We start from the raw sequence: 22,976 nt of genomic DNA, 5'->3' as shown, positions 1-22,976 counted from the left end.
AATGCTCAAATCTTTTTTAATAGCTGACATTCAAGCCAAATGTTAGCTTTTGACTGATATGCGCAAAAATAAACCCCAATGCGGCTTGCAAGCTTAAGCGCTACTGCTTATAATGTGCAGTCTGTTTTTTGAGAGCCCCGTTCCCAGCTAAACTCTCAACGAATTCTAAATTTAAGGTTTTATCATGAAAACACTTAGTGCAAAACCAGCTGAAGTGACCCATGACTGGTTTGTTGTCGATGCTGACGGCAAAACCCTTGGTCGCCTAGCTACGCAAATCGCAACTCGTTTACGCGGTAAGCATAAGCCTTCTTTTACCCCGCATGTTGATACTGGTGACTTCATTGTCGTTATCAACGCTGATAAAATCACAGTAACGGGTAAAAAAGCGCAAGATAAGAAATACTATCGTCACAGTGGTTACCCAGGCGGTATCAAAGAAACCAACTTCAATAAGCTGCTTGCACATAAGCCTGAAGATGTTCTACATAAAGCAGTTAAGGGTATGCTTCCTAAGGGTCCTCTTGGCTATGCGATGATCAAAAAGCTAAAGCTATATGCAGGCTCTGAACATCCACATGAAGCCCAGCAACCTAAAGAACTAGACATCTAAGGATAATTTTATGGAACGCAATTACGGAACTGGTCGCCGCAAGACCTCTACCGCTCGTGTCTTTTTAGCTAAAGGTACTGGTAGCATTGTCGTTAACGGCAAGCCACTTGATGAATATTTTAGCCGTGAAACCTCACGCATGGTCGTTCGTCAACCGCTAGAATTACTTGACTCACCTGTCGCTTATGACTTGTTTATTACCGTCAAAGGCGGTGGTATCAGTGGTCAAGCAGGCGCGATTCGTCACGGTATTACTCGTGCCCTAATCGAGCTTGACGAGACTAACAAGCCTGCCCTAAAAGCGGCTGGGTTTGTCACTCGTGACTCACGTCAAGTTGAACGTAAGAAAGTTGGCCTACGTAAAGCACGTAAGCGTCCACAATTCTCGAAGCGTTAATCAAAGCTACGGCCTATTACCTATTGCAATTTAAGACTCGCGATAAATAAGCCTAGATTTGCAAAGCCTTATAAGTGCCAATGTGCTTATAAGGCTTTTTTGTGCTTGTGATGTTATTAAACTTAGATATACAGCTCAAGTATGATTGCATATTTGCTTGCAAAGTCATCCGCCCTACCTCATCATACCTATACCTTTTATAACTGATCTAATTCTATGAAAGCGCCTGAACAATACGATCCAAGTAAGCATAATAAATCAGACCCTAAAGTAGCAAGTGCGCAAACGACAAAGTCGCCAGCACTACCTGAGGGTACACCAAGCATCACTGACACTCAAAAAAAAACGGCACATGCTGACAAAAAGCCTTTTTTATGGCAGTTTTTACACCCGAAATATTGGGCGATTTGGCTACTCATGGCTATGATTTTGCCAATGATATATCTGCCACTACGCTGGCAGTTTTGGCTTGGGCGCAAGCTTGGTATTGGAATTTATAAAGTAGCAGGCTCACGGCGGCGCGATACTATGATCAACCTAAGCTTGGCGTTTCCAGAGAAGCCTGAAGCTGAACGTGAGCTGATGGCCAAGCAAGTCTTTGTTAATCAAGGCATCGGTGTGTTTGAGACTTTGTGCGCTTGGTTTCGTCCTAATGTCTTTACTCGCACTGTGTCCATCTCAGGCTTACAGCACCTAATAAATGCGCAAAACGAGGGTCGTGCCGTTATCTTACTTGGTGCTCATTACACTATGTTGGATCTAGGTGGCAGATTATGTACGCAGTTCTTTGCCGCAGACTGTATGTATCGTCCACAAAACAATCCACTGTTAGATTGGTTCATCTATAACGGTCGTACCAATATCTTTGGCAAGCAGATATCTAGCCGTGATATGCGTAGTCTGGTTAAATCTATCAATCAAGGTCACGTCATCTGGTACTCACCCGATCAAGACTATGGTCTCAAGCAAGGGGTTATGGCGCCATTCTTTGGCGTACCTGCTGCTACGATCACAATGCCGCGACGGCTGGCAAAGCTGGGTAGTAAACAATATCCGCCTGCAGTGATGGCATTACATACTTATCGCCAAACACCAGACAATCTACCACGTGGTAAACGCCCCCATTATCACCTGACCATCACCCCAGAGTTAGAAAACTATCCAAGTCGTGACGAGGTCGCTGATGCCACTCGGGTCAATGAAGTTTTAGAAGGACTGATACGTATCGACCCTACTCAGTGGATGTGGTTTCATCGGCGCTTTAAACACGGGCCTAAAGGCCGTAGTAATATCTACAAGTAAGCCTGATGCTCTATACATAAACAAAGCCATCAAGAATTTTGCTATACTTTGCGCCATTAAATTGAGTCATTTTCAGTGACTCAGCACCTTTTTATAATAACGATTAACGGATTTTTTATGAGTAATCAAACTGACGCGCCTAAACGCATCTTAACAGGCATCAAACCTACAGGTATTCCGCATCTAGGCAATTATGTCGGTGCGATTCGCCCTGCTATCGAGTCTATTCAAAATAGCGATGACGAGGCGTTTTTCTTCTTAGCCGATTATCACGGTATTATCGGCTGTTATGATCCTGCTATCATTCACGAGTCTACCAGAGCTATCGCCGCCACTTGGATCGCCTGCGGTCTTGACCCTGAGCGTGTCACTTTTTATCGTCAGTCGGACGTGCCAGAGATACCTGAGCTGACTTGGATTTTGAATTGCTCCTGCGCTAAGGGTCTGATGAACCGCGCTCATGCGTACAAAGCAGCAGTCGATGTCAATACAGAAAAAGCGGACGTCGACCCTGACCAAGGCGTGACGATGGGACTGTTCGGCTATCCCGTCCTTATGGCAGCAGATATCTTGATGTTTAATGCCACTCACGTACCCGTCGGCCGTGACCAAGTACAGCACATTGAGATGGCGCGTGATATTGCAGGTACCTTTAATCATAAATACAAGCCGCTATTTACCCTACCCTCAGCTGTTGTTGACGAGAATATGCCGCTACTAACAGGACTTGATGGGCGCAAAATGAGCAAAAGCTACAACAATACTATTCCGTTATTTGGCGATGGCAACCCACAAGTGAGCTCAGAGAAGCAAATGCACAAAGCCATTATGAAAATCGTCACCAACTCGCAATTGCCAGAGGAGCCAAAAGACCCTGACGACTCGGCGCTTTTTGAGATTTACAAAGCCTTTGCTACCCCTAGCGAGATCGCTGATATGCGCGCGCAATACGCTTCGGGAATTGGTTGGGGCGACGCTAAACAAGTATTGTTTGACAAAATAAACAGTGAAATTGCGCCTTTTCGTGCGCGTTATGAAGAATTAATGGCTAATCCAAAAGAGTTAGAGGAAATCTTGCAAATGGGCGCGCAAAAGGCCCGTTGTCATAGCCGCAAGCAACTGGACAAAACGCGCCGCGCTATCGGTATCCGTCCGCTAGCTAAGTTAAAGTAACGGGTCAAGCTTAGGTTAATAATTTTTATAGTTAAGCACGGGGTCTGTCATTAAAAACACTGATACTGAGGATAGGACACGCGATGATAGCGAACTACGTATTTATCAGACGCCTATCACACATCTGCCAGATGATCTATATGTGCCGCCACAAGCTTTTGCAATTTGGCTAGAGCAGTTTGCAGGGCCGTTAGACTTTTTGTTGTACTTAGTTAAGAAAAACAATGTCGATTTAACGCAACTGCCCATCTTGCCGATCGCCAAGCAGTATCTGGCTTATATCAGCGAGCTTGATACCAAGCACTTTGAGCTGGCAGGTGACTATCTGCTGATGGCCTCGACCTTGATTGCGATAAAGACGCAGCTGCTACTGCCAAAAGCGCAGACCCCGACCGATGAGCGCGACCCCAAAGCTGAGCTGATTGAGCGCTTAGAGGCCTACGCGCAGATTAAGGAGGCAAGCCGGCGCTTAGATGCGCTCGTTCGCCTTGAACGTGACGTGTTCAACGCCATGGTTAGCCTACCTAATGTTGATGTCATGCGTGCTGAGCTGCCAAGCTACTCGCCCAATCTTTTGATTGAAAGCCTATTTAAAATGCAACTTAAGCCCGATTATCAAATGCATACTATCAAAGTTGATAGTGTCCCTCTCTCTGATCGGATCGCTAGTATCAGCAGACAGCTCAGTACAGGCAAGGCGCAATATTTTTATCAGCTCCTAGATAAAGCGCAAGGCAAAATTGGCGTGGTCGTCAGCTTCGTCGCCGTGCTTGAGTTGATGAAACACCAGTTGGTTGGGGTGATTGCAAGTGATAAGTATGACGATGGTGAGTATTTGCACTTAGAATGGTTGGCGTAGGCTGTGGTTAGTTTTATTAAATTCTCGTAGCAGATATAGCACTATCAAATTATTTTTAATGAAAAGAGCAATCCTTAATGGCAAATAACAATCCTAACCCTGCCGAAAGTAATAGCGAATTTCATAGCCTACAGATAGAAGTATTACTCCACGCTTCAGAAGCCCCACTTAGCGCTCAGGCGATCAAAAAGCACTTGTCTTTATCTGATAAAGTATTGAAGTCAGCTTTAGCACAACTAGAACAGCGATTGGCTACTGGTGCATTAAGACTCAATAAAACCGCGAGCGGCTACCGACTACAAATAGCGGATGAGTATAGCGCGCTTATTCAGCAGGTATTTCCACAGCGTCAAGAGCGCTTGAGTCAGGCGCTACTAGAGACTTTGAGCGTTATCGCCTATAAGCAACCTGTAACCCGTAGCGATATCGAATACGTACGCGGCGTCACCTTATCGAGCAATATACTGCGCCAACTGTTCGATAAAGGCTGGATCAAAGAGGATGGGTTTAAGGAGACTCTAGGGCGTCCGGCGCTATTGCATACTACTTCGCTGTTCTTGGATGCTTTTGGGTTGACATCTTTGGACGAGCTGCCACCAATACCTGATTTGACCAATCTTGGTACAAGCTTGTAACAGTATCTATTAATAATAGGTAGCATTTTTTACTTACAGCTTAGCTAAGCTCTGTCTATTTTGGTAAATACATCATCGATAGCAAGAATGGTCTTTTCAATCTCTTGTGAGGTCAAGGTTGGATGTACCAAAAACATCAAGCTAGTCTCCCCAAGCGCTTTTGCAACAGGCAATCTAATTTCAGGACGCAAATTGTTGTTATCAAAGGCTTTTTCTAGATAAACTTCGGACGCTGAACCAGAAAAGCAAGGGACGCCCCTCTCATTTATTTCCGTGATAATGCGATCTCTTGACCAGCCCAAAGGTATACTCGGTTGTACATAGACGTATAATTTGTAATACGCATTCTGGGACTGCTCAAAACCTAGTGTCTGCTCCAACCTAGGTACAGATAAATAGCCTTTATCCGCCCATTTATCACAAGCGGCTAGTATAGCTTGCGCGTTCTTAGTACGGGCAGCTGTCCAATCATTCATACACTCAAGCTGAATGCGACCGATCACCCCTTGCATCTCAGTCATACGCCAATTGGTACCGAAGCTCTCGTGTAGCCAGCGATAGCCTGGCGCATGCTCAGTCTCATAAACAGCAGCAAAGCTCTTACCATGATCTTTGTAAGCCCACATCTTACGCCATAGCTGCTCATCGTTGGTAGTGACCATACCGCCCTCACCGCCTGTGGTCATAATCTTGTCCTGACAAAAGCTCCATGCCCCTATATGACCGATACTCCCAACGCTACGATTCTTGTAGCGTGCGCCGTGAGCTTGTGCACAGTCTTCTATGACATATAGGTTATGCTGCTCGGCCAGTGCCATGATGCCATCCATATCACAGGGCCAGCCTGCTAGATGCACGCAGACGATGCCCTTAGTTTTATCAGTGATAACTGCGGCGATGCTCTTAGGCGTTATATTGCCAGATGCTTCGTCGACATCAGCAAAGATAGGCGTTGCGCCAGCATTGACTACAGATGAGATACTAGCGATAAAGGTGCGCGGCGTAACGATGACCTCGTCACCTATGCCAATACCTAAAGCTTGTAGTGCCAAATCTAGAGCTAAAGTACCATTGCCCAATGCTATTGCATAATTGCTACCTGTCCAGTCAGCGAACTCTCGCTCAAAATGACGACATTCATTCCCAGTCCAGTAGTTTACTTTGTTAGATAAAAGCACTTGGCTAACGGCATTGGCTTCTTCTTCCGTGAAACTCGGCCATGGTGAAAACTTAGTATTTAGCATATGCACCTCTACAATATATTTAATCGATTAGTATCATCTTATTACCTGTGAACTTGCTCATCGTTGCTTCGCCATCAGCATTGATACCGTCCTTTACGATAACTTTTTTGACAGTTTTGAATAAGATTTCTATATCTAACCAAAAGGACTGATTGTCAACGTACCATATATCAAGTGCAAATTTTTCGTCCCAACTGATAGCATTACGTCCATTAATTTGCGCATATCCCGTGATGCCAGGACGCACGTGATGACGGCGCAATTGCTCATCATTGTATAGGGGCATATACTCCATCAACAGCGGACGTGGCCCTACTAGACTCATATCGCCTTTAATCACATTCCATAGCTCTGGCAATTCATCTAGACTCATATTACGCAGCATGTGACCAAATGACGTTAGGCGCGCCTCATCTGGCAATAGATTGCCTTTAGCATCTATCGCCTCTTTCATAGTACGAAACTTAATCATCTTAAAGGGCTTACCATATAGACCGGGCCGCGTTTGGCGAAAGAGTACTGGCGAACCCAATTGCTGCCTGACTTTATACGCGGTAATTATATATACCGGTGATAAAACAACTAAGGCTGCACTACTAGCGGTGATATCAAAAAGTCGTTTTAACATCTGCATTTACCTCAATTTTATTTTAGCTCAAAGGCTCGTAGAGTTAGACTCCACATGATTGACAACCAACTACTAGCAAACCGCTTTTCTAGCTTGATTGCGTTTCTGTGTCTAGAAACTTTGCATAAATCTTTGTCATGGCATCTAGTGCGTTAGCAATATCAAATACTGCCGCCCTCTTTATCGCAGAGGTTGCTATTTTAGAACGTAGCTCATCATCGCTATATATCTCAAATATAGCATCAGCTAACGCTTGTGAATCATCCTGTGCAAACAAGACACCATTTACGCCATGCTCGATAATCGTACCATGTCCCCTATCGATAGTCGCAATAGGCGGCAATCCACACATCATAGCTTCAACAAGATTAATGCCTAGACCTTCTTGTTTACTCGTAGATACGACAACATCAGAGACTTGATAGTACTTTTCGATATCAGTAACAAACCCGGCAAAGCGTATATGATCGTAAACCCCATGGCTTTTGGCATACCACTCAATCTCACTTAGCAATGCGCCTTTGCCTGCGAGTAATACCGTAAAGCTATCCATTTGCGTGCTTAGACGTTTAATCGCATCTATGAGCAGTCGATGGTTTTTTCTCTCGATAAATTCAGCGGCATATATGATGACAAAATTGTCTTTGTCGATAGTTAACTTATCTCTCAAAGACCTCTTTTGCTCAGACAATAGCGGCTTAAATCGCTCAGAATTTACGCCGATACCAGGTAACACAAAGTATTCGGTATCTGGTGATCCCCTTTTACTGATCAGATCAAAATCCTCTGTATTAATACAGATAATGGCATCCGTAATATAAGATAAAGCCACTTCAACAGGATAGTAGGTCAGCCAAGACCAAGTACTGGCTCCCTTAAAAAAATGAAAGCCATGTGCGGTATACAAAAGCTGTGTGCCCTTTTTTCTAGCGACGATAGCGGACAGTCTTGAGAGCGCACTGGCCATGGGGGTATGACAAGATATCAAGGCATAGTCGTTATCATCGACAATAGCTTTTAGTTGAATCAAGCTTTTGATATGTGACAATGATAAGGGAGATCGCTCAAAACCAATGTGCCATACCTTTGACACGTTACTATCTATAAATTCGCCACGACAAGCCACATGAACCTCAAACCCATTATCATAAAACCACTTTAGATAAGGTCTATGAAAGGCATGAAAATGCTCTGCAACTGATGCAACAAAGAGTATTTTACGCTTAGACATGGTCAATACCTGGTATTTTCGTTGAATAAATACTATCCAATGCCTGATTAAATATCTCCAGCATTGGGTCTGGCACTTTTGTTTGTTTGCTTTTTTTGTTTCTACGTTTGAGAAGATAGTCCAAGGTTCCTGTTGATGCCATAACCTGCACAACTCCTGTTTTTAGCACCGATTTAGCAATATATTTAAGTCTCTTAGATCTTTTATCGATCAAAGGCGCGTGATGCTCTCTTTCTGCTTGATAAGCTCTAATTATTTTTTGGAGTGTTACATTTCCCTCCTCTCGATACAGATACAAAGGTTCTTTGAGGGAAATGGCGCGAAAATCACCCGCTCTAGCAGCCCGTAACCATAGCTCACTATCTTGCCCAACTGGTAGCGACTCATCGTAGCGGTTGCGCTGATACCAGCTTTTACGTGCTATTAGACCTGCATGCAAAAACCCTTGCGACTTATTTAATAGCTTGTTAAAGGTATAGTTGTGTTCATCAGCCCCTCTGTAACCATTAAAAGAGCCATCTTGCCTAATAGAATAAGTACCGCATGATGCAAGATCGTACTTTTCGTTCGTCAACAAGATATCTAATAGCTTTTGCACTCTATCAGGCGTCATCATATCGTCCGCATCCATACGTGCGATAAAGTCATACTGGGCTATCTCAACCAACTCATTGAGACGCGCCGCCAGACGGCGATTTTGACCGTCTGAATACACCTTTACTCTAGGATCACTAATCGATTGAGCTATCGCTAAGGAGCCATCTGTGGAGCCGTCATCGATCAATATGAGCTCCCAGGTTTTGTGAGTTTGAGCAAATACAGAACGTACTGCCTCCAACAAAGTAGACTCAGCATTATAAAAGGGAATACAAATAGTGACGGGCGTAGAATGATTCATCAGAAAATCTCAAAAAAGGGATTAATAATATATGGCGTTAAGTTACTAAATCGAGATGTTGTTAGGATAAAGTAGATAAGAAAAAGCCCTGCGCCGATACCGGTGATATAGATATTATTTATTTTTTTAAAGAGGACAGGCAGTATCAATACTAGGGTCCACGTAAAATAGCTCAATAATCGTTGTGGCCCTGATGGATTTGCGCCAAGCATGGCAATAGGTGTCATAAAAGCCACGCCAATCGCATAAAAAGAGAACAGCGTAATAAACGACTCATCCTTTATTTTGTAGAGCCGTATGATAAATAAAGTGAACAATGATAGCGCTAGATAAAACCCTAAAATGAACAACCCTCCAGCACTGTCAGAGGTCTCGACATACCCTTCATATCTGGCATTAGTCGATGCTATATAAGCAATCAATATGCCGCTGATCGTAAAAGACCCTACAAAGGTTAAGATGATTTTGTATAAAGGCGCTATGTTGAGGTGAACTAAGAAGTAAAAGGGAATCATAAATAGAGCGGTCGTATGGAACAATGCGGCTAACAAACATATCAATAGATAAGGAATAAATCGCTTATCTAACAAAAAGGGCAAGGCAAAAGCGAATATGGCCATCGCCAAACCTTGGCGTAATCCGTTAAAAAAGAAAGGATAAATACCTAATGTGATGAATAAATACACAGAAAACCAGTAATCTACGCTGTATTTTCTAATAATAGTTAGGTAGCAAAATACAACGATAAATGCGGTACTTATAAATAGCCAAAAATAACTGTGAGTCACGCTTAGTAACGCATACTCTAATACTTGATAACCTGGCTCAACAAGTTCTTCAAATTTAAAGTTATAGACGTCAAGCTGCTCTCTAAAGTCTCGAGTATAATTCCAAGAATCTGTACCTACGCGAAAACTACGTATACCTGCAAACAAAGTAAGAGCGATCAGAGGCACCCAAAAAGACTTACGGTTAAGCGCTTTTTGTTCTAGTACGATCCAAAAAGTAACAAAGCTAAGAACCAGTAAGTATGGAATCATATAACCCTCTTTTTTATGGGCTCTAGTCAGAGACTTTTATAAACTTGCGCTAGTTTTTTTGCATTCTCAGACACATCAAAACCATTTGACTTGAGTATTTTTATTTTTTTATCTTTAGAGCACTCTAGCTCTTTGTTATCTAACAGCGCACCTACCCAAGTCCTTGGATCATCAATGGGTAAAAATTCAACCAAACCCAGTCCTAAATCTACCTCAGTCGATACTTGAGTGGATACTAAAGCTTTTAGCCCTACTGTCTGACTCTCAACCAGCACAACTGGAAAGCCTTCATGAAAGGATGGCATGAGCATGTAGTCGGCACTTGCCATAAGTTCAGTGATATCAGTACGTACCCCCAAAAATATAACTTGCTCGGTTAGAGCGCTTCGTTGTACTTGATGTCTTAGCTCATCCTCCAAGTCCCCTTGTCCCACGATGTATAAGGTAAAGTATATATTGCGATCTTTTAGTAGCTCAGCGATTTTTAATGAGAACTCATGGTTTTTGACATCGCTTAAGCGGCCCACTTGAATAAGTTTCAGACCTTTATTATTAAACGTCTCGTCTATATAATTTCGCATGCCATCAGCGATAGCCATCATCTTATTTATATCTACCGCGTTGGGTAGTAACCAGACCTCTTTTGTCGTACCAAATAAGTATTTGGCCGCAAGCTCGCCGCAAGCAATTTTATAAGTAGCTACCTTTCTATTGGTTATCAGCGACCAGCGCTCGTATAGCTTTCCTGTCAACTTAGATCTACCACTGCTAGTATTATGAGAGTGAGAGATAAGATGCGGCACGCCAGCACCTTTTGCCGCCAATAAATGAAAAGCATTACTTAATAGCATGTGAGAGTGTACGATACGGTACTCAGGGTGCTGACGTAAAAACCGCATCAGTACCCGCATACGCGAAGCTGGATTGCTCGCTATTATCGGAATAATCCTGCCGCCCATTGCTAGGATCTCATCATCATAATCGCCGGCGTCAGGAGTAAAGTTTGTAAAATCAAACTGAAACTGACTACGATCTATATGCCGATATAAATTCATCAGCATCGTCTCAGCACCAGCACGATCCATCTTACTTACGATATGTAGCACTCTTTGCATACTCATCACCCCTTTTATCACTAAATATCGAACCCAACCTCTATAAGCTTTATAAGACTTACTTTTGTAGTACTCTGAGTCTCTGTGTGCGACGTAACGCGTGACGCAGCGCTTTTACACTATACAAGTTCATAGGATATGGCATACCCACTATAGTTGAGAGCATCATATGCTTGATATTAGTCGCACTGTTATAGTCATCAGATTGCATCGTCTTCTCTGATTGTTTAACAGCTTCAAGCGCAGTCGCCAAATGCATCAAATCAATACGGGTCAAAACTCTCCAATGACTCTGTCTACACTTATGAGCAAAAACCTTTCTTACCTTATGCGCTTTGTGCTCATCTAACAAATTTTTTACTATCGCGTGAATAGCGAATAGATCCAGCAGCTCTTTGCCCCTTGATTCTGTGATAGAGGTGCCGCGCTGTCTGTATAAGTAAAAATTAACGGGCAAGTGAAATCTCTTAGTCGTAGATAGTCCAAGATGCCAATGAAAGGGCCAGTCCTCGTAATACAAACCTTCTGGAAAACGTAATGACGTAGAACGTATCACACTAGAGCGTATGAACTTGAGCCATGCAAAATGTGGCAGATTATAATATTCGTTATCTTGTTCAACGGCGTTGCAGTCTAGGCGACCACGCGGATATAGCAGCGCTATCTCTGCGACGCCATCATCAAAGGGCATGAAATCATAAGTCACGACTTCCGCTTGTGACCTAAGGGCGCAATCAACACAAGCGGCTACTAAGCGTATATCTACGATGTCATCAGAATCAATGAACATCATGTATTCACCTGTCGCAGACTCGATGCCAGTATTACGAGCCGCAGAGAGCCCTTTGTTTTTGCTATGCTGAACGACTTTTATGCGCTTATCACTGAGATGATGATCGAGCAGTTGTCTAGAGTTATCAGTAGAACCGTCTTCGACTATGATAATTTCTAGGTTTTGATAGGTTTGCTGCCTGATAGAGTTCAGGCAAGCGTCAAGGTAGTTTTCCACGTTATATACAGGAACGATCACACTGACTAGAGGGTTTGGTGCAGTACTCATAGACACCCCAACGCTTTTTTTAAATCATTGTACTTACTAAGATCGACCGGGGACGCATCTAGTGAGCCATGAGGCAAGGACAATAAGCTATCAATAGACTTTGAGATTTGATCTATCTCATTAAGCTCTAAAAAAATAATTCTGGGATGACCTTGTAGCCAGTCAGCCTGCGTTTGTCTTATTTTATGGTTAGAGTTTGGTAGTACTAGACAAGGCGTACCAGAGAGTAGACTTAAAATCATGCCATGCAAACGATCCGTGACAACCAGATTTGCCGCTCGAAATTGATTGAGCTTATCAGTCAACAGCTGAGTACAATGCGCTGCGCTTAATTGTAAGCCACCAGCGTGAGTATCTGTTTTTTCTATATCATGTCCAGTTTTTACTAACGCCTTATCAACGATGCTACATTGCTTAGTTGTTAAAGCCGCTTCTTTATCATCTCGCAGACAACGAAGAATACCCGATGTGTCATAGCACTCAGTTGCGCCAAGCACCTTTGCAGTCGCACTCATCACAATGTCTGGCACTAGGCTAATCTTAACGGTATCTTTGCTACTAAACATCTGATTTAACTTAGCAAAGCTAATAGACTCTCTAGCAAAAAGATGAATATCAGGATGACTGGAATATACTTTTATAATTTTTTTTAATGCTCGTTTTGATTGAGCCGATTTATTCCAATCAAGGGTTTGTGGAAAACATATAATGCGGTTAGTCCTAAAAGTTTTAATCACTAGTTGCCGTAGGGCTTCGATATCAGGGTAAGTACCACCCATGTTGCCGCCACCAATAATAGTGACGATATCATTAGCTTTTATTTGCTTATTAATAGAATCGATTAAAAATCTGGTTTGGCTAATGGGTATGCTAATAACGTCATAATCAGGCAGGACACTTTTTAGATAGTGGCTTTGAGCACAAGAGATAGCGATGTCACCGATGTTGCCATAATCTGCTGCTAAGAAAATAAAACAGCGGCGACCAGATGGCAATGACATTTCTCTTTTGTTTCTATGAACAGCTACACGCTGTTTTAATCTAAGCGGAATAAGCTTTTTTACCGTATTAAAACTCATCTTGAGATGCTCCTATTACTTTTGCTTAGCAGCTTTTTAACCCATTCTCGACGCTTTGAGCCAAAAGGTAATAGCCTCTCTAATCTAGGTAGTGGCTTGCGTTTAAGCACTTGCTCAACGTGCGGCAACCACTGCTGACCTTTACCTGTTTCTATTATCTTATTACGAATGAGTGACCAATCTATATACATAGCTTCACTATGCAATACCATACCGCTAAAAACAGAGGGCTCAATAGGGGTGCTAAAGCATTTAGGATTTTGAGCGCCTACTAGTAATAGGTTCATACGAGTTCTAACACACTTCTCACAGCGGCCGCAGTTGCTATCATGCTTGCCACCTGCCCAGCAAACGCGCAGGTTCTCAAGCCCTATTTGCCACTTTGTAAGTACCTCCAACTTTTGTAAACGATTGAACCCTGCCCCATCATGAATAATTCTAAATGAGCCTGAGCTTAATAATGGATCAGTCATTGGATGCGAGCCCCATGGACTGAGCAGCACATCATAGGAGTCGCCACTGCCAATGAGACCAGTACCTGCATACTTTTTCAGTCCACACAGTACCGAAGCAATGGCAGCAGCATGATAGTCCTCCCAATTGATATCCCATAGCTCTCTAATATTAGTCTTAACCAGCAACAAGGCGATGTTCAAGTCTTTGAGGACAGTACTCGCTATTTTGGCTGCGCTATCGAACCCTTGCTTATCATTAAGAGGTATATCAAACCCCTGTATAAACACACCGGCAAGTAGCTTACGTGTACTGTAGCCTGCCAAACCTTTAGCGTGACGATAGGCCGTAAACTGGGCATCAACGCCACCTGAAAAAGCGCAAACAGCACCTTCAATTACTGCTTCGTTTTCTCGAATTGAATCCGCTTTTATATCAATTAAATGATACTGCTTGGGTAGCCATTTATTCCAAATATGCTTAAGTTCGGTGATATTAGATAACAACTCTAAAGACAGGCTACCATGGACGACAATATCAGCTTGCACTTGCATCGCTGGCAGTAAAGTAGCAAGCAGGTAAGCGTCGCAGTCGTCATCTTTTGGTAGCGGTATACCAACTGGATACAGAAACCATAACTCCTTGTCGATACACTCTTGATTAGCAGACTTCTGCTTTATCAGACAGCAACGCTGAGATCCATTATCTTTGGTCTGAGTAGGCTGAGGGAAAAGCTCAAAACAATATTTCATATAAAACCCCTATAAAGAGATAGCCTTCTAATTCACTTGCGCTTAACGGTTACCAAGTAATTATCATCGAATTCTCAAGTACCCAGTGCTACGTTCTACAGACAGTTTAATATAAATCGTCTTTGGTAAATTAGGACTGATAATTGGTACGTTTTAATATATGCTTGGCTTTAAGCAATTTTATTATTATATTTATATTGATATTAGCAATCTTTGAAAACCTGGTGTAGAAAATATCTTTATTAACTGAATACAATTCTCTAAATCTACGTTGAATATCATCTTTATGCTTATCAAAACCATCAAAGTAAGCAGACAAAACAAAGATATACCTAGATATAGAATTTATTTCTTTTTTAAAATCATCGACTAAATCATATTTTCGAACATATCTACATAACTCAGATAAAAACAACAAGTTATCTTCTAGAACCTTTATTTCTATAGGTTTTCTACTAACTGAGTTTGGCGCTAAAACAAAATTATGTAGCACCTCATCCAATACTACAATTTTTTGTGCATGACAATATAAACTATACACGAATAAAGCGTCTTCGTTATGCTTTAGATTTTTATTAAAAACAACTTTGTTTTCTAAAACAATTTCTCGTCTAAAAAAATTCAACCATGCTGATACTGGGCTTAGATTAGTTTCGTCAAGGAATGACTTAAGATCAGTATATTCTTTATAGATTATAGGCTTTCTATCTAAAGCAACATCAGTTGGTCTAAAACGACGACAATCAAAAAAAACAATATCAGCGTTGGTAGATTTTGCAGCTTTGATTAGAATCTCAAAAGCATCCACATCCAAAAAATCATCGCTATCTAAAAAGTATAACCATTCACCATTAGATAAATAAATACCTAAATTTCTGGTTACACTCACCCCTTGATTATCCTTGTCTATAAATCTAATTCGACTATCTATATCAGCATACTCTTTGCATATCATAGGGGATCTATCTGTACTACCGTCGTTTATTAGAATAATCTCTAGCGCTGCGTAGGTTTGATTGACCACTGAGTCGAGACACTTTTCTAGGTAATCTTCTTTGTTGTAGACTGGTATGACTACACTTATTAAAGGCGTACTCATTACTATATCTCCACTAACGGTTGATATGATGATTTAACTTAAATAATATGTTTTAACTAGATACCCTATGATTTTTATCATTTTTCAACGTACCTATAAATCTTTAAAGTTATCGTCCTAAGCTGCCATTTCGTTAACCATAAACGCCATTTAATATATCTCTTAACTCGTAAACCAAAAACACTGTTCTCAGACGTACTATCTGAGATTTTTTTTGATGCTACCTCTCTTTCTTTTTGTATGCTGCTACTAGCAAAATCTGAAGGATGGTCAACAAAATCAGATAAGAATATTTTGTCAATAATATTCAAATTCACTAAGAACTCCCAATCATCAGCGACTATAAAATTATTTTTTGACAATTCAATAATACTTTTAGCTAAATCTAGGCTGATAAGGTAGCAACAACTACCGTGGATAAAAGGATTGCTCTTAATGGTTTTATAAAATTTTTGACCCCCTATAGTAGTAACATACTTAAAACTTTTAACGATCATCTTCTTGTTAAAATCAGTCTGACCACCAAGTAAGTAAAGTATGTTTGGATTTAACTCAATACCTGAAAAGGTAGTAATAAAGTCCTTGAACCTTTTGTCCAAAATAACATCATCTTCTAAAACGCATGTCCATCTGATATTGCTATCCAGCATATCTTGATAAACTAAAAGATGACTTAAACTACAACCAATTTCACCAGCAGTCGCTGGAAACCCTCTTTCAACAATAGCTGCTGTACTTTTTTCTCTATATAAATCTAATATACTATCTGATAGCTCTTTCCCATATATAGCATTAACAAACCTAAACTTGATATCATATTTATTTAGGGCGTTAGATATAGTTCTTCTTTTTTCCATATCCTTTTTTAATGAAACTATATATATTTTTAACATCTTTTTGTCCAAAGTAGTTATTTATTGCTTATGGTTTTATTCTCAATATCCGTTAGTTTTAAATTAAATAATATAATACTTTTATCGGTATAATTAGTTCTAAGCATGTTCAGCCATTTTCTTAAATTGAGAATTATTCTCTACCAACTCTTGGTAAGTGCCTTGATCTACTACTTTTCCTTTATCAATCAAATAAATAATGTCGCATTTTTGCACGGTTTTTAGACGATGGGCGATCATAATAATGGTCTTTTTACCGCTTAAGTCGTGAATAGCGTCCATGATTACTTTTTCGGTAATACCATCTAAAGCACTGGTTGCTTCGTCAAATACCAGAGTATCTACCTCATAATATAGTGCACGAGCAATACCAATACGTTGACGTTGACCGCCTGAGAGTTGTACGCCGCGCTCGCCTACTGTGGTATGTACACCGTCAGGAAGCTGGGCTACTAGTTCAGTTAAGCTTGCAAGCTTCAACGCTTTATTGACTTTTTTGGGATCGATATCTTCAGCAGGTAAGCCAAAGGCAATGTTTTCGGCGATAGAGCCTTCACTCAAAAAAATACTTTGCGGCACAAAGCCCAAGGTATTCTGCCAAGCACGTTTGTTTTCAGGAATGATGCGAGTGTCATCCATATACAGATGACCGTTTTGCGGCGTTAGTAGCCCAAGCAATAGATCGATTAGAGTGGACTTTCCAGAACCAGAGGATCCTACAATACCGACCACACTATTTGCCGGTATCGTCATAGTAATGCCGTTTATAGCAGGCTGTGTTTTACCAGGATAGTTGAACTTGATGTCGCTCAAGGTGATTTTTTCTTTTAGCTCATTATGTACAGCTATGGGTTTTATTGTCTCAACTTCGCGGTTATGAGACGAGCTTTCTAAATCGTCTTTTACCGCTTCAAATGCTGATATGTTGGCTTTGATGCTCGCGACACTGGCATAGATTTGCTGCAATGCTGGAAGCAACTTAAATGCGGCTAACGCGTAAACGGCTAATATTGGTAATACCGCTCCCAAATTACCTTCGTGTAATTTAATCAGTAGTAGCACTAGGCCTATCATGCTGCCAAAAGCGATAAGCTCCATAAAATAGCGCGGTACTTGACTGATACCCGTGTTAGTTCCTAATGCGCGGGCAAAAATCTCTCCACTATCCTTAAAACGCTTGATAAAGTCGTGGCTACGATTGAGCAGCAGGACATCTTTGATACCGCCAAAGCCTTCATTCATCAATCTAAAACGTTCAGTAGAAACTTCAGATATCTTTGTGCCATTGGACACTAGCTTTTTGCGCACGAGCTTATAGAGTATGAAGTAGGCAAGAGCGAATAGGATCAAACCTAATATTGCTATCACAGGATTGTAGATGACGATACTAATAGAGATAAGGACCGCCAAAACTACTTTGGCATTCATTTGCATCAGCGGTTGTATTATTCCACCCGTTATACGCATGGCTTCTGTAGATATCTGCTTGGTCAGCTGTGCACTGCTACCGCTGGCATGAAACTGCCAATCTTCTTGCATATAGTGCGTATACAGACGATCTGCAATCTCAACCCCTACGCTGGCTCCATAAAGTGCGAGCTTCCAAGTGGTATACATAGATACTAAGGTAGATAAAGTTAAAGCTATCAGTACAAATAAACCGGTATAAAATACAAAATCCATAGGATCAGTTAAGCCAGATAGCTGATATAACTCAGCAAAGATACGGTTTGTTTCGAGTATAGAGATGTCACCGACCAAGGCCATAAAAGGCGCTATGGACGCAATGCCTAATAGTTCAGTAAAAGCCATGATAACCACAAGCACTTGTAGTATATAAAACTGTCTGACTTGTTGAACTGAGAGCAGTCCAAACAGCTGCTTTATCATGCTAAACATAATCATCTCACTATAAAGTTATTCTAAAAATTACCTATGCTAGATTTTCGCCCTGCGTTAGCTACTTGTATGATTCTATCTTCGCTACGTATCAAAATCTGTCAGTAATACAGACTATACGGTAGCTGTGCTTTCTTGATAGCCTTCTACAAAGTGGGTGCATTCTTCTTTAAGCCATGCTATATCATTGATCTGCGCTCTATAAATAAGCTGAGATAGCATGGTTTCGATGTCTTCTAACACAAAGCTATGCTCCATAGCTTGGCGAATGAGAGGATGATGCGTTGTCTCGACATTATCTTCGCCAATGATGAGTTCTTCGTATAACTTCTCACCAGGTCTAAGACCGGTCACCACGATTTCCATATCGCCATTAGGATTGTCTTTGTCTTTGAGCTTACAACCCGTTAGATAGATCATACGTTTGGCAAGATCCATAATCTTGACAGGCGCGCCCATATCTAATACAAAGACCTCACCGCCCGTTGCCATCGCACCTGCTTGAATCACCAAACTCGCGGCTTCTGGGATCGTCATAAAATAGCGAGTGACCTCATTATGAGTCACGGTAATAGGCCCTCCTTTCTCAATTTGCTTAGTGAATAGAGGGATCACAGAGCCTGATGATCCCAGTACATTGCCAAAGCGCACCATACTAAAACAGGTTGCGCTCTCTTTTTGGCTTAGAGCCTGACAAACCAGCTCGGCCAAGCGTTTAGAGGCGCCCATAATATTGGTGGGTCTGACGGCTTTGTCCGTTGAGATCAGCACAAAGGTCTCGACACAAGCTTGCATAGCGGCATAAGCGCAGTGGTAAGTTCCTTTGGCGTTGTTGATAACTCCCTCAAACGGATTGTGCTCAACGATGGGTACATGCTTATAGGCGGCGGCGTGGTATACCGTCTGTATGTGGTAGTTGTTGAATACTTTTAGGAGCTTGTCTTCGTTGGTTGCATTGCCCAGCATAGCGACAATCTCAATGCTTTGATAAGCAGGATTTTCGTTTTGAATACTTTTGAGCTGCTGATGAATGTCATATAGCGCAAACTCAGACAACTCATAGAGCACCAAACATTTTGGCTGATTTTGAATGATCTGCCGGCACAGCTCACTACCGATAGAGCCACCAGCGCCAGTGACCAATACGTTTTTGCCAGTGATATTCTTACCCAGTAGCAGCGTATCAGGCTCTACGGTCTGACGATCCAATACATCCAAAATATCGACAGGACGCATATCACTCACGGTTGCAATACCATCTGCAATCTCATGCAAGCTAGGTAGTTGTTTTATTTTGACTGCGGTCTCTGATATCTCATCGATAACTTGTCGACGCCGTACTCGGCTAACCGATGGCAATGCGACGAAGACTTGTGCGACCTCAAGTCTCTCGATTAAAGCAATCAAATCATTTGCTGCGTATATCTTTTTGCCCAATAGATAAGCGCCTACCAGATGCGGGTCATCATCAATATAGGCGACTACGTGATACTTACAAGAGCGTTTTAAGGCATCGCCAAGCTCTTTGCCCGCTGAACCTGCGCCATATATAATGATGTTCTCGCAGGAGTAATTATCAGAACGCGTTTTTTGCTGTCCGTTTTGAGTATGATTAAGCAAGGTTTGTATACCTAAACGACTACCCCACAACCAGATGAACAATAAGAATAAAAATAAGAAAGGCGTTGAACGCGGAACAATAAACATCCATTCAACATAGTTAATCGCCTGATAAAATATAATAAGCGCTATAAATAGCTTTAGCACCTGATGCATAGCCGCATCACAAAATACTCTGGTAACGCTTCTATAAAATCCAATGGCATATAAGCCGATCACAGCAGGTAGAGCGTAGAGAAAAAGCTCAAAGGGACTAATGTGGTTCGCGATATACCCGTAACGTAAAGACAAAGCAAAAAATACGCAGGCGACTGATATGACTAAGTCAATACTTATCAAGATGAGGCGTTTTATGCTACGCGGTAAAGACAACAGCCACTGCGTCAATCGATAGCGCTCATGGCTTTTTATCTGGTAACTATCACTATATTCTAGTTTCTCAATCATAATATTTACCTGCCCAAATCAGTACTACAAGTTTAATGCTATGAATTCATTGCTATGAGTTACTGCCGTACTCATAGTTATAGTAATAGCTGCGCTTGTCTTTTTTGCTTTGCTGCATATCATTGATGACAATACCATCGACTGTGGTATTTGCCTTCTCCATCTGCTTGATGGCATAAGCCAACTGCTCCTCTAGCGGATCATTGTATTTAGTTACCATCAGCACGGTATCTGCATATTGCGAAATAATAACAGCGTCTGAGGCGGCCAGTACTGGCGGTGAGTCTATGATGATGTAGTCATAATGTCCTATCAGTTGCGCCATTAATTCACTAAACCTATCACTTGCCAGCCAAGATGAAGGATCATGCGCGTTATGTCCTCGCGGGATAAAGTCGATGTTATCTATCGCAGTCACGTGGGTGATACTAGATGCCGAGTCTGCCTCAAAGTTGAAGTACTCACTTAGACCAAAGTTGTGCTCTATAGCAAATACACTATGCAAATTACCCATACGCATATCTGCATCTATCACGAGAATCTTTTTGTTAAGATGAGAGAAGACCTCTGCTAGATTGGCTGTAATAAAGGATTTACCACCGTTGGGACTCTCTCCTGTGATAAGGATAACTCGGCTACGAGTAGTATCTGCACCAACCGCTCGGGCCTTAGTTGTTGCAGGTTGACCGAGCATCAAATAAGTGCGCAGGCTTTTGATAGCTTCATAGCTTAAGCTGCTCTTATCAATATAAGTCAGCAGTCGCCCTGTTGAATGTCTACTATCGATTAGATTTTTGAGCGGTTGTGAGCGCGGTATCATTGCTAGTACGGGCACGCCCATTCTATCTTCTAGTCCATTAGGATCCTTGACGTCACTTCTTATGAGGTGTCTTAGCAGTACGGACATAATACCCAGCAAAGCGCCAAATAAGAGTCCTGCCAGCAAGATAAGCGTCTTGTTAGGAGCAATAGGAATATATGTATCTACAGGCAAATCTACGATACGGGCATATCCTGTTTGTCCCGCTTCGACGATCTTGAGCTGCTCATAATTTTTGAGCATGGTGAGATAAATTTCTCGGTTGATAGCAACGTCTTCTGATAACTTTAAAAACTCTCGTTGAATCTCAGGTAGGCCTGCAACCGTATTGTTAATAACTTGTTTTCTATCATTTAACACTCTGAGCTGATCATTGATTTGAATGACTAGCGGATGCTCATTGGTATAGTAAGTAGTCAGCTCGGCTTTATTTAACTTAAGCTCATTGAGCTGAGTATCAATTTGCGCATTCTCTGTCAATAATAGCTCAGCTTCTCGGCCGACATCGATAGTGCCATATCTTTCACGGAATTTATTAAATACTCCTTCTGAATCTTCAAGCTTTTGTTTGAGCACAGGGATTTGGGTTTCCATAAACCCAACTGTCTTGGTAGTTTCCTCAGTGCTGCGTGCTTCACTGAGCTCGACATACGATATGACGATCTCTCTTAGAATGGAGCTAACCTGTTGTTGATTGGTTCCTGTCATAGACAGCTGGATAATACCGCTCAAATCTCCCTTTTCTACTACCTTTAAACTATTACTTATACTATTGGTCGTAAACTGTATAGATTGCTTAGTAATTGCTATAGGTTGTTGAGTATTAGGGAGATCAAGTACTGTAATCTGGATATCGCCATTTGTGCCCTTAAACTGCTCTGCTACATTGAGCTGACCTGTGAATTCATCAACCGCGTTACTCAATGTGAACCCACTACCTGATCTCATTAAGGTAAAAGGCTGATCCAAATACTCTTCGGCGACCTCAAATTGACCAATTTTAGCGCTTCCATTATTAGTTTGAAGCGAGACATCATTGGTTGTATTTAATTGGGTGTTTATATTGTCGGATAGGATTTTATCGACTGTACTAATAGTAGGATTGCTTAAACGAATTTGTAGATGTAGTAAGCTGACTACGGGATCTAATACCATACGTGACTTTATGAGTTCTGTTTCTGCTTGAGATTTGCTCTCTTCAGTGTCAATCAGATCAGATATATTTTCGCCAAGACCTGAAACCCCCTGCGAATTGTCATCAACTTGTATGAGTGCATCTGCCTGATATATAGGCGTTACATAGCGACTGTATAAAATAGCGGATACTAGTCCTAGTAATACAAAGAACAGTATAATTTTCCACTCGCGCCGTAATATGTCAAACAAACTTAGCAAATCAAGCTCACTGCTATTTTGCTTACCTACAGATCCTAAATTCTTGTTCGAGTCTATTTTCATAAGCCTACCCACCATTTGGACTATGTTTTTTGTTATATCATCAATACTGTGCAATCAATTATCTGCAATACTATTTTTTCTCGAACAAACCATGTACGCGTGAATATATAAATTCACAAAAAAGAATATAATATTACTGAATATACACCTGTATTAGTAACAACGCAACATACCTATATACTCAAGATAGAAAAATACCCCTAATACTATCAATGAATTCATATTAATATTAAATATATCAACGCTTTATGCACTAATACA

20 protein-coding genes are annotated in these 22,976 nt (G+C 41.5%); 6 read left to right on the top strand and 14 right to left on the bottom strand.

Annotation, left to right across the window (positions count from 1 at the left end; genetic code table 11):
• Window positions 1-184 precede the first annotated feature (184 nt).
• From rplM to scpB, 6 genes are all read left to right on the top strand, one after another.
• Window positions 185-613: a 50S ribosomal protein L13 gene (rplM, locus tag ACR64J_RS03795; protein ID WP_317199888.1), complete on the top strand. Its 429-nt coding sequence runs from the start codon at window positions 185-187 to the stop codon at window positions 611-613.
• Window positions 614-623: 10 nt separating this feature from the next.
• Window positions 624-1,010: a 30S ribosomal protein S9 gene (gene rpsI / locus ACR64J_RS03790; RefSeq protein ID WP_317199887.1), complete on the top strand. Its 387-nt coding sequence runs from the start codon at window positions 624-626 to the stop codon at window positions 1,008-1,010.
• A gap of 216 nt (window positions 1,011-1,226) precedes the next feature.
• Complete coding sequence (locus tag ACR64J_RS03785; RefSeq protein WP_435950498.1) at window positions 1,227-2,312, top strand: LpxL/LpxP family acyltransferase; 1,086 nt, start codon at window positions 1,227-1,229, stop codon at window positions 2,310-2,312.
• A 117-nt stretch (window positions 2,313-2,429) separates the two neighbouring features.
• The gene (gene trpS, locus ACR64J_RS03780; RefSeq protein WP_317199885.1) at window positions 2,430-3,485 is read left to right on the top strand and encodes a tryptophan--tRNA ligase; all 1,056 of its coding nucleotides are present in this window, start codon (window positions 2,430-2,432) and stop codon (window positions 3,483-3,485) included.
• A 49-nt stretch (window positions 3,486-3,534) separates the two neighbouring features.
• Entirely contained in the window at window positions 3,535-4,344 is an 810-nt protein-coding gene (locus ACR64J_RS03775; protein WP_435951019.1) for a segregation and condensation protein A, read from the top strand.
• Between the two features lie 77 nt (window positions 4,345-4,421).
• A complete protein-coding gene (gene scpB / locus ACR64J_RS03770; protein WP_435950496.1) occupies window positions 4,422-4,979 on the top strand; it encodes an SMC-Scp complex subunit ScpB in 558 nt (185 codons plus the stop codon).
• A gap of 44 nt (window positions 4,980-5,023) precedes the next feature.
• Here scpB and ACR64J_RS03765 read toward each other — a convergent pair whose 3' ends face one another.
• From ACR64J_RS03765 to ACR64J_RS03700, 14 genes are all read right to left on the bottom strand, one after another.
• Window positions 5,024-6,223, bottom strand: a complete 1,200-nt coding sequence (locus ACR64J_RS03765; RefSeq protein WP_435950494.1) for a DegT/DnrJ/EryC1/StrS family aminotransferase — start codon at window positions 6,221-6,223, stop codon at window positions 5,024-5,026.
• A gap of 19 nt (window positions 6,224-6,242) precedes the next feature.
• The gene (locus ACR64J_RS03760; RefSeq protein WP_435950493.1) at window positions 6,243-6,851 is read right to left on the bottom strand and encodes a sugar transferase; all 609 of its coding nucleotides are present in this window, start codon (window positions 6,849-6,851) and stop codon (window positions 6,243-6,245) included.
• A gap of 88 nt (window positions 6,852-6,939) precedes the next feature.
• Window positions 6,940-8,082, bottom strand: coding sequence for a glycosyltransferase family 4 protein (locus tag ACR64J_RS03755; RefSeq protein WP_435950492.1), 1,143 nt, complete (start codon window positions 8,080-8,082; stop codon window positions 6,940-6,942).
• On the bottom strand, window positions 8,075-8,980 hold the full coding sequence (locus ACR64J_RS03750) for a glycosyltransferase family 2 protein (protein ID WP_317199880.1): 906 nt from the start codon (window positions 8,978-8,980) through the stop codon (window positions 8,075-8,077). Before ACR64J_RS03750 ends, ACR64J_RS03755 begins: the two co-directional genes overlap by 8 nt.
• Window positions 8,980-10,020, bottom strand: a complete 1,041-nt coding sequence (locus ACR64J_RS03745; protein WP_435950491.1) for an EpsG family protein — start codon at window positions 10,018-10,020, stop codon at window positions 8,980-8,982. The genes ACR64J_RS03750 and ACR64J_RS03745 overlap by 1 nt, the downstream gene beginning before the upstream one ends.
• 26 nt (window positions 10,021-10,046) lie before the next feature.
• Entirely contained in the window at window positions 10,047-11,135 is a 1,089-nt protein-coding gene (locus ACR64J_RS03740) for a glycosyltransferase (protein WP_435950490.1), read from the bottom strand.
• A 58-nt stretch (window positions 11,136-11,193) separates the two neighbouring features.
• Window positions 11,194-12,195: a glycosyltransferase family 2 protein gene (locus ACR64J_RS03735; protein ID WP_435950488.1), complete on the bottom strand. Its 1,002-nt coding sequence runs from the start codon at window positions 12,193-12,195 to the stop codon at window positions 11,194-11,196.
• Window positions 12,192-13,196, bottom strand: a complete 1,005-nt coding sequence (locus ACR64J_RS03730; RefSeq protein ID WP_435950486.1) for a polysaccharide pyruvyl transferase family protein — start codon at window positions 13,194-13,196, stop codon at window positions 12,192-12,194. The genes ACR64J_RS03735 and ACR64J_RS03730 overlap by 4 nt, the downstream gene beginning before the upstream one ends.
• A gap of 74 nt (window positions 13,197-13,270) precedes the next feature.
• Window positions 13,271-14,479: a hypothetical protein gene (locus ACR64J_RS03725; protein WP_435950485.1), complete on the bottom strand. Its 1,209-nt coding sequence runs from the start codon at window positions 14,477-14,479 to the stop codon at window positions 13,271-13,273.
• Between the two features lie 130 nt (window positions 14,480-14,609).
• Complete coding sequence (locus ACR64J_RS03720; RefSeq protein WP_435950483.1) at window positions 14,610-15,578, bottom strand: glycosyltransferase family 2 protein; 969 nt, start codon at window positions 15,576-15,578, stop codon at window positions 14,610-14,612.
• A gap of 77 nt (window positions 15,579-15,655) precedes the next feature.
• Entirely contained in the window at window positions 15,656-16,471 is an 816-nt protein-coding gene (locus tag ACR64J_RS03715) for a glycosyltransferase family 25 protein (protein ID WP_435950482.1), read from the bottom strand.
• A gap of 99 nt (window positions 16,472-16,570) precedes the next feature.
• Window positions 16,571-18,370: an ABC transporter ATP-binding protein gene (locus ACR64J_RS03710; RefSeq protein ID WP_435950480.1), complete on the bottom strand. Its 1,800-nt coding sequence runs from the start codon at window positions 18,368-18,370 to the stop codon at window positions 16,571-16,573.
• Window positions 18,371-18,484: 114 nt separating this feature from the next.
• Window positions 18,485-20,437, bottom strand: coding sequence for a polysaccharide biosynthesis protein (locus ACR64J_RS03705; protein WP_435950479.1), 1,953 nt, complete (start codon window positions 20,435-20,437; stop codon window positions 18,485-18,487).
• Between the two features lie 52 nt (window positions 20,438-20,489).
• The gene (locus ACR64J_RS03700) at window positions 20,490-22,715 is read right to left on the bottom strand and encodes a polysaccharide biosynthesis tyrosine autokinase (protein ID WP_435950477.1); all 2,226 of its coding nucleotides are present in this window, start codon (window positions 22,713-22,715) and stop codon (window positions 20,490-20,492) included.
• Between the last annotated feature and the right edge of the window lie 261 nt (window positions 22,716-22,976).

Source organism: Psychrobacter sp. DM8 (assembly GCF_051307025.1).
In the GTDB taxonomy this organism is placed as follows: domain Bacteria; phylum Pseudomonadota; class Gammaproteobacteria; order Pseudomonadales; family Moraxellaceae; genus Psychrobacter.
The sequence above is the reverse complement of the archived record's forward strand: the minus strand, read 5'-3'. Positions and strand labels throughout refer to the sequence as shown.

Bases quoted from the DNA above. Each gene is read 5' to 3' on its own strand.
- ACR64J_RS03740 (WP_435950490.1), bottom strand. From the start codon at position 11,135: ATGCAAAGAGTGCTACATATCGTAAGTAAGATGGATCGTGCTGGTGCT.
- ACR64J_RS03715 (WP_435950482.1), bottom strand. From the start codon at position 16,471: ATGTTAAAAATATATATAGTTTCATTAAAAAAGGATATGGAAAAAAGA.
- ACR64J_RS03720 (WP_435950483.1), bottom strand. From the start codon at position 15,578: ATGAGTACGCCTTTAATAAGTGTAGTCATACCAGTCTACAACAAAGAA.
- ACR64J_RS03730 (WP_435950486.1), bottom strand. From the start codon at position 13,196: ATGTCATTGCCATCTGGTCGCCGCTGTTTTATTTTCTTAGCAGCAGAT.
- scpB (WP_435950496.1), top strand. From the start codon at position 4,422: ATGGCAAATAACAATCCTAACCCTGCCGAAAGTAATAGCGAATTTCAT.
- ACR64J_RS03700 (WP_435950477.1), bottom strand. From the start codon at position 22,715: ATGAAAATAGACTCGAACAAGAATTTAGGATCTGTAGGTAAGCAAAAT.
- ACR64J_RS03705 (WP_435950479.1), bottom strand. From the start codon at position 20,437: ATGATTGAGAAACTAGAATATAGTGATAGTTACCAGATAAAAAGCCAT.
- ACR64J_RS03765 (WP_435950494.1), bottom strand. From the start codon at position 6,223: ATGCTAAATACTAAGTTTTCACCATGGCCGAGTTTCACGGAAGAAGAA.
- ACR64J_RS03785 (WP_435950498.1), top strand. From the start codon at position 1,227: ATGAAAGCGCCTGAACAATACGATCCAAGTAAGCATAATAAATCAGAC.
- ACR64J_RS03735 (WP_435950488.1), bottom strand. From the start codon at position 12,195: ATGAGTACTGCACCAAACCCTCTAGTCAGTGTGATCGTTCCTGTATAT.
- ACR64J_RS03760 (WP_435950493.1), bottom strand. From the start codon at position 6,851: ATGTTAAAACGACTTTTTGATATCACCGCTAGTAGTGCAGCCTTAGTT.
- ACR64J_RS03750 (WP_317199880.1), bottom strand. From the start codon at position 8,980: ATGAATCATTCTACGCCCGTCACTATTTGTATTCCCTTTTATAATGCT.
- ACR64J_RS03755 (WP_435950492.1), bottom strand. From the start codon at position 8,082: ATGTCTAAGCGTAAAATACTCTTTGTTGCATCAGTTGCAGAGCATTTT.
- rplM (WP_317199888.1), top strand. From the start codon at position 185: ATGAAAACACTTAGTGCAAAACCAGCTGAAGTGACCCATGACTGGTTT.
- ACR64J_RS03745 (WP_435950491.1), bottom strand. From the start codon at position 10,020: ATGATTCCATACTTACTGGTTCTTAGCTTTGTTACTTTTTGGATCGTA.
- rpsI (WP_317199887.1), top strand. From the start codon at position 624: ATGGAACGCAATTACGGAACTGGTCGCCGCAAGACCTCTACCGCTCGT.
- ACR64J_RS03725 (WP_435950485.1), bottom strand. From the start codon at position 14,479: ATGAAATATTGTTTTGAGCTTTTCCCTCAGCCTACTCAGACCAAAGAT.
- trpS (WP_317199885.1), top strand. From the start codon at position 2,430: ATGAGTAATCAAACTGACGCGCCTAAACGCATCTTAACAGGCATCAAA.
- ACR64J_RS03710 (WP_435950480.1), bottom strand. From the start codon at position 18,370: ATGTTTAGCATGATAAAGCAGCTGTTTGGACTGCTCTCAGTTCAACAA.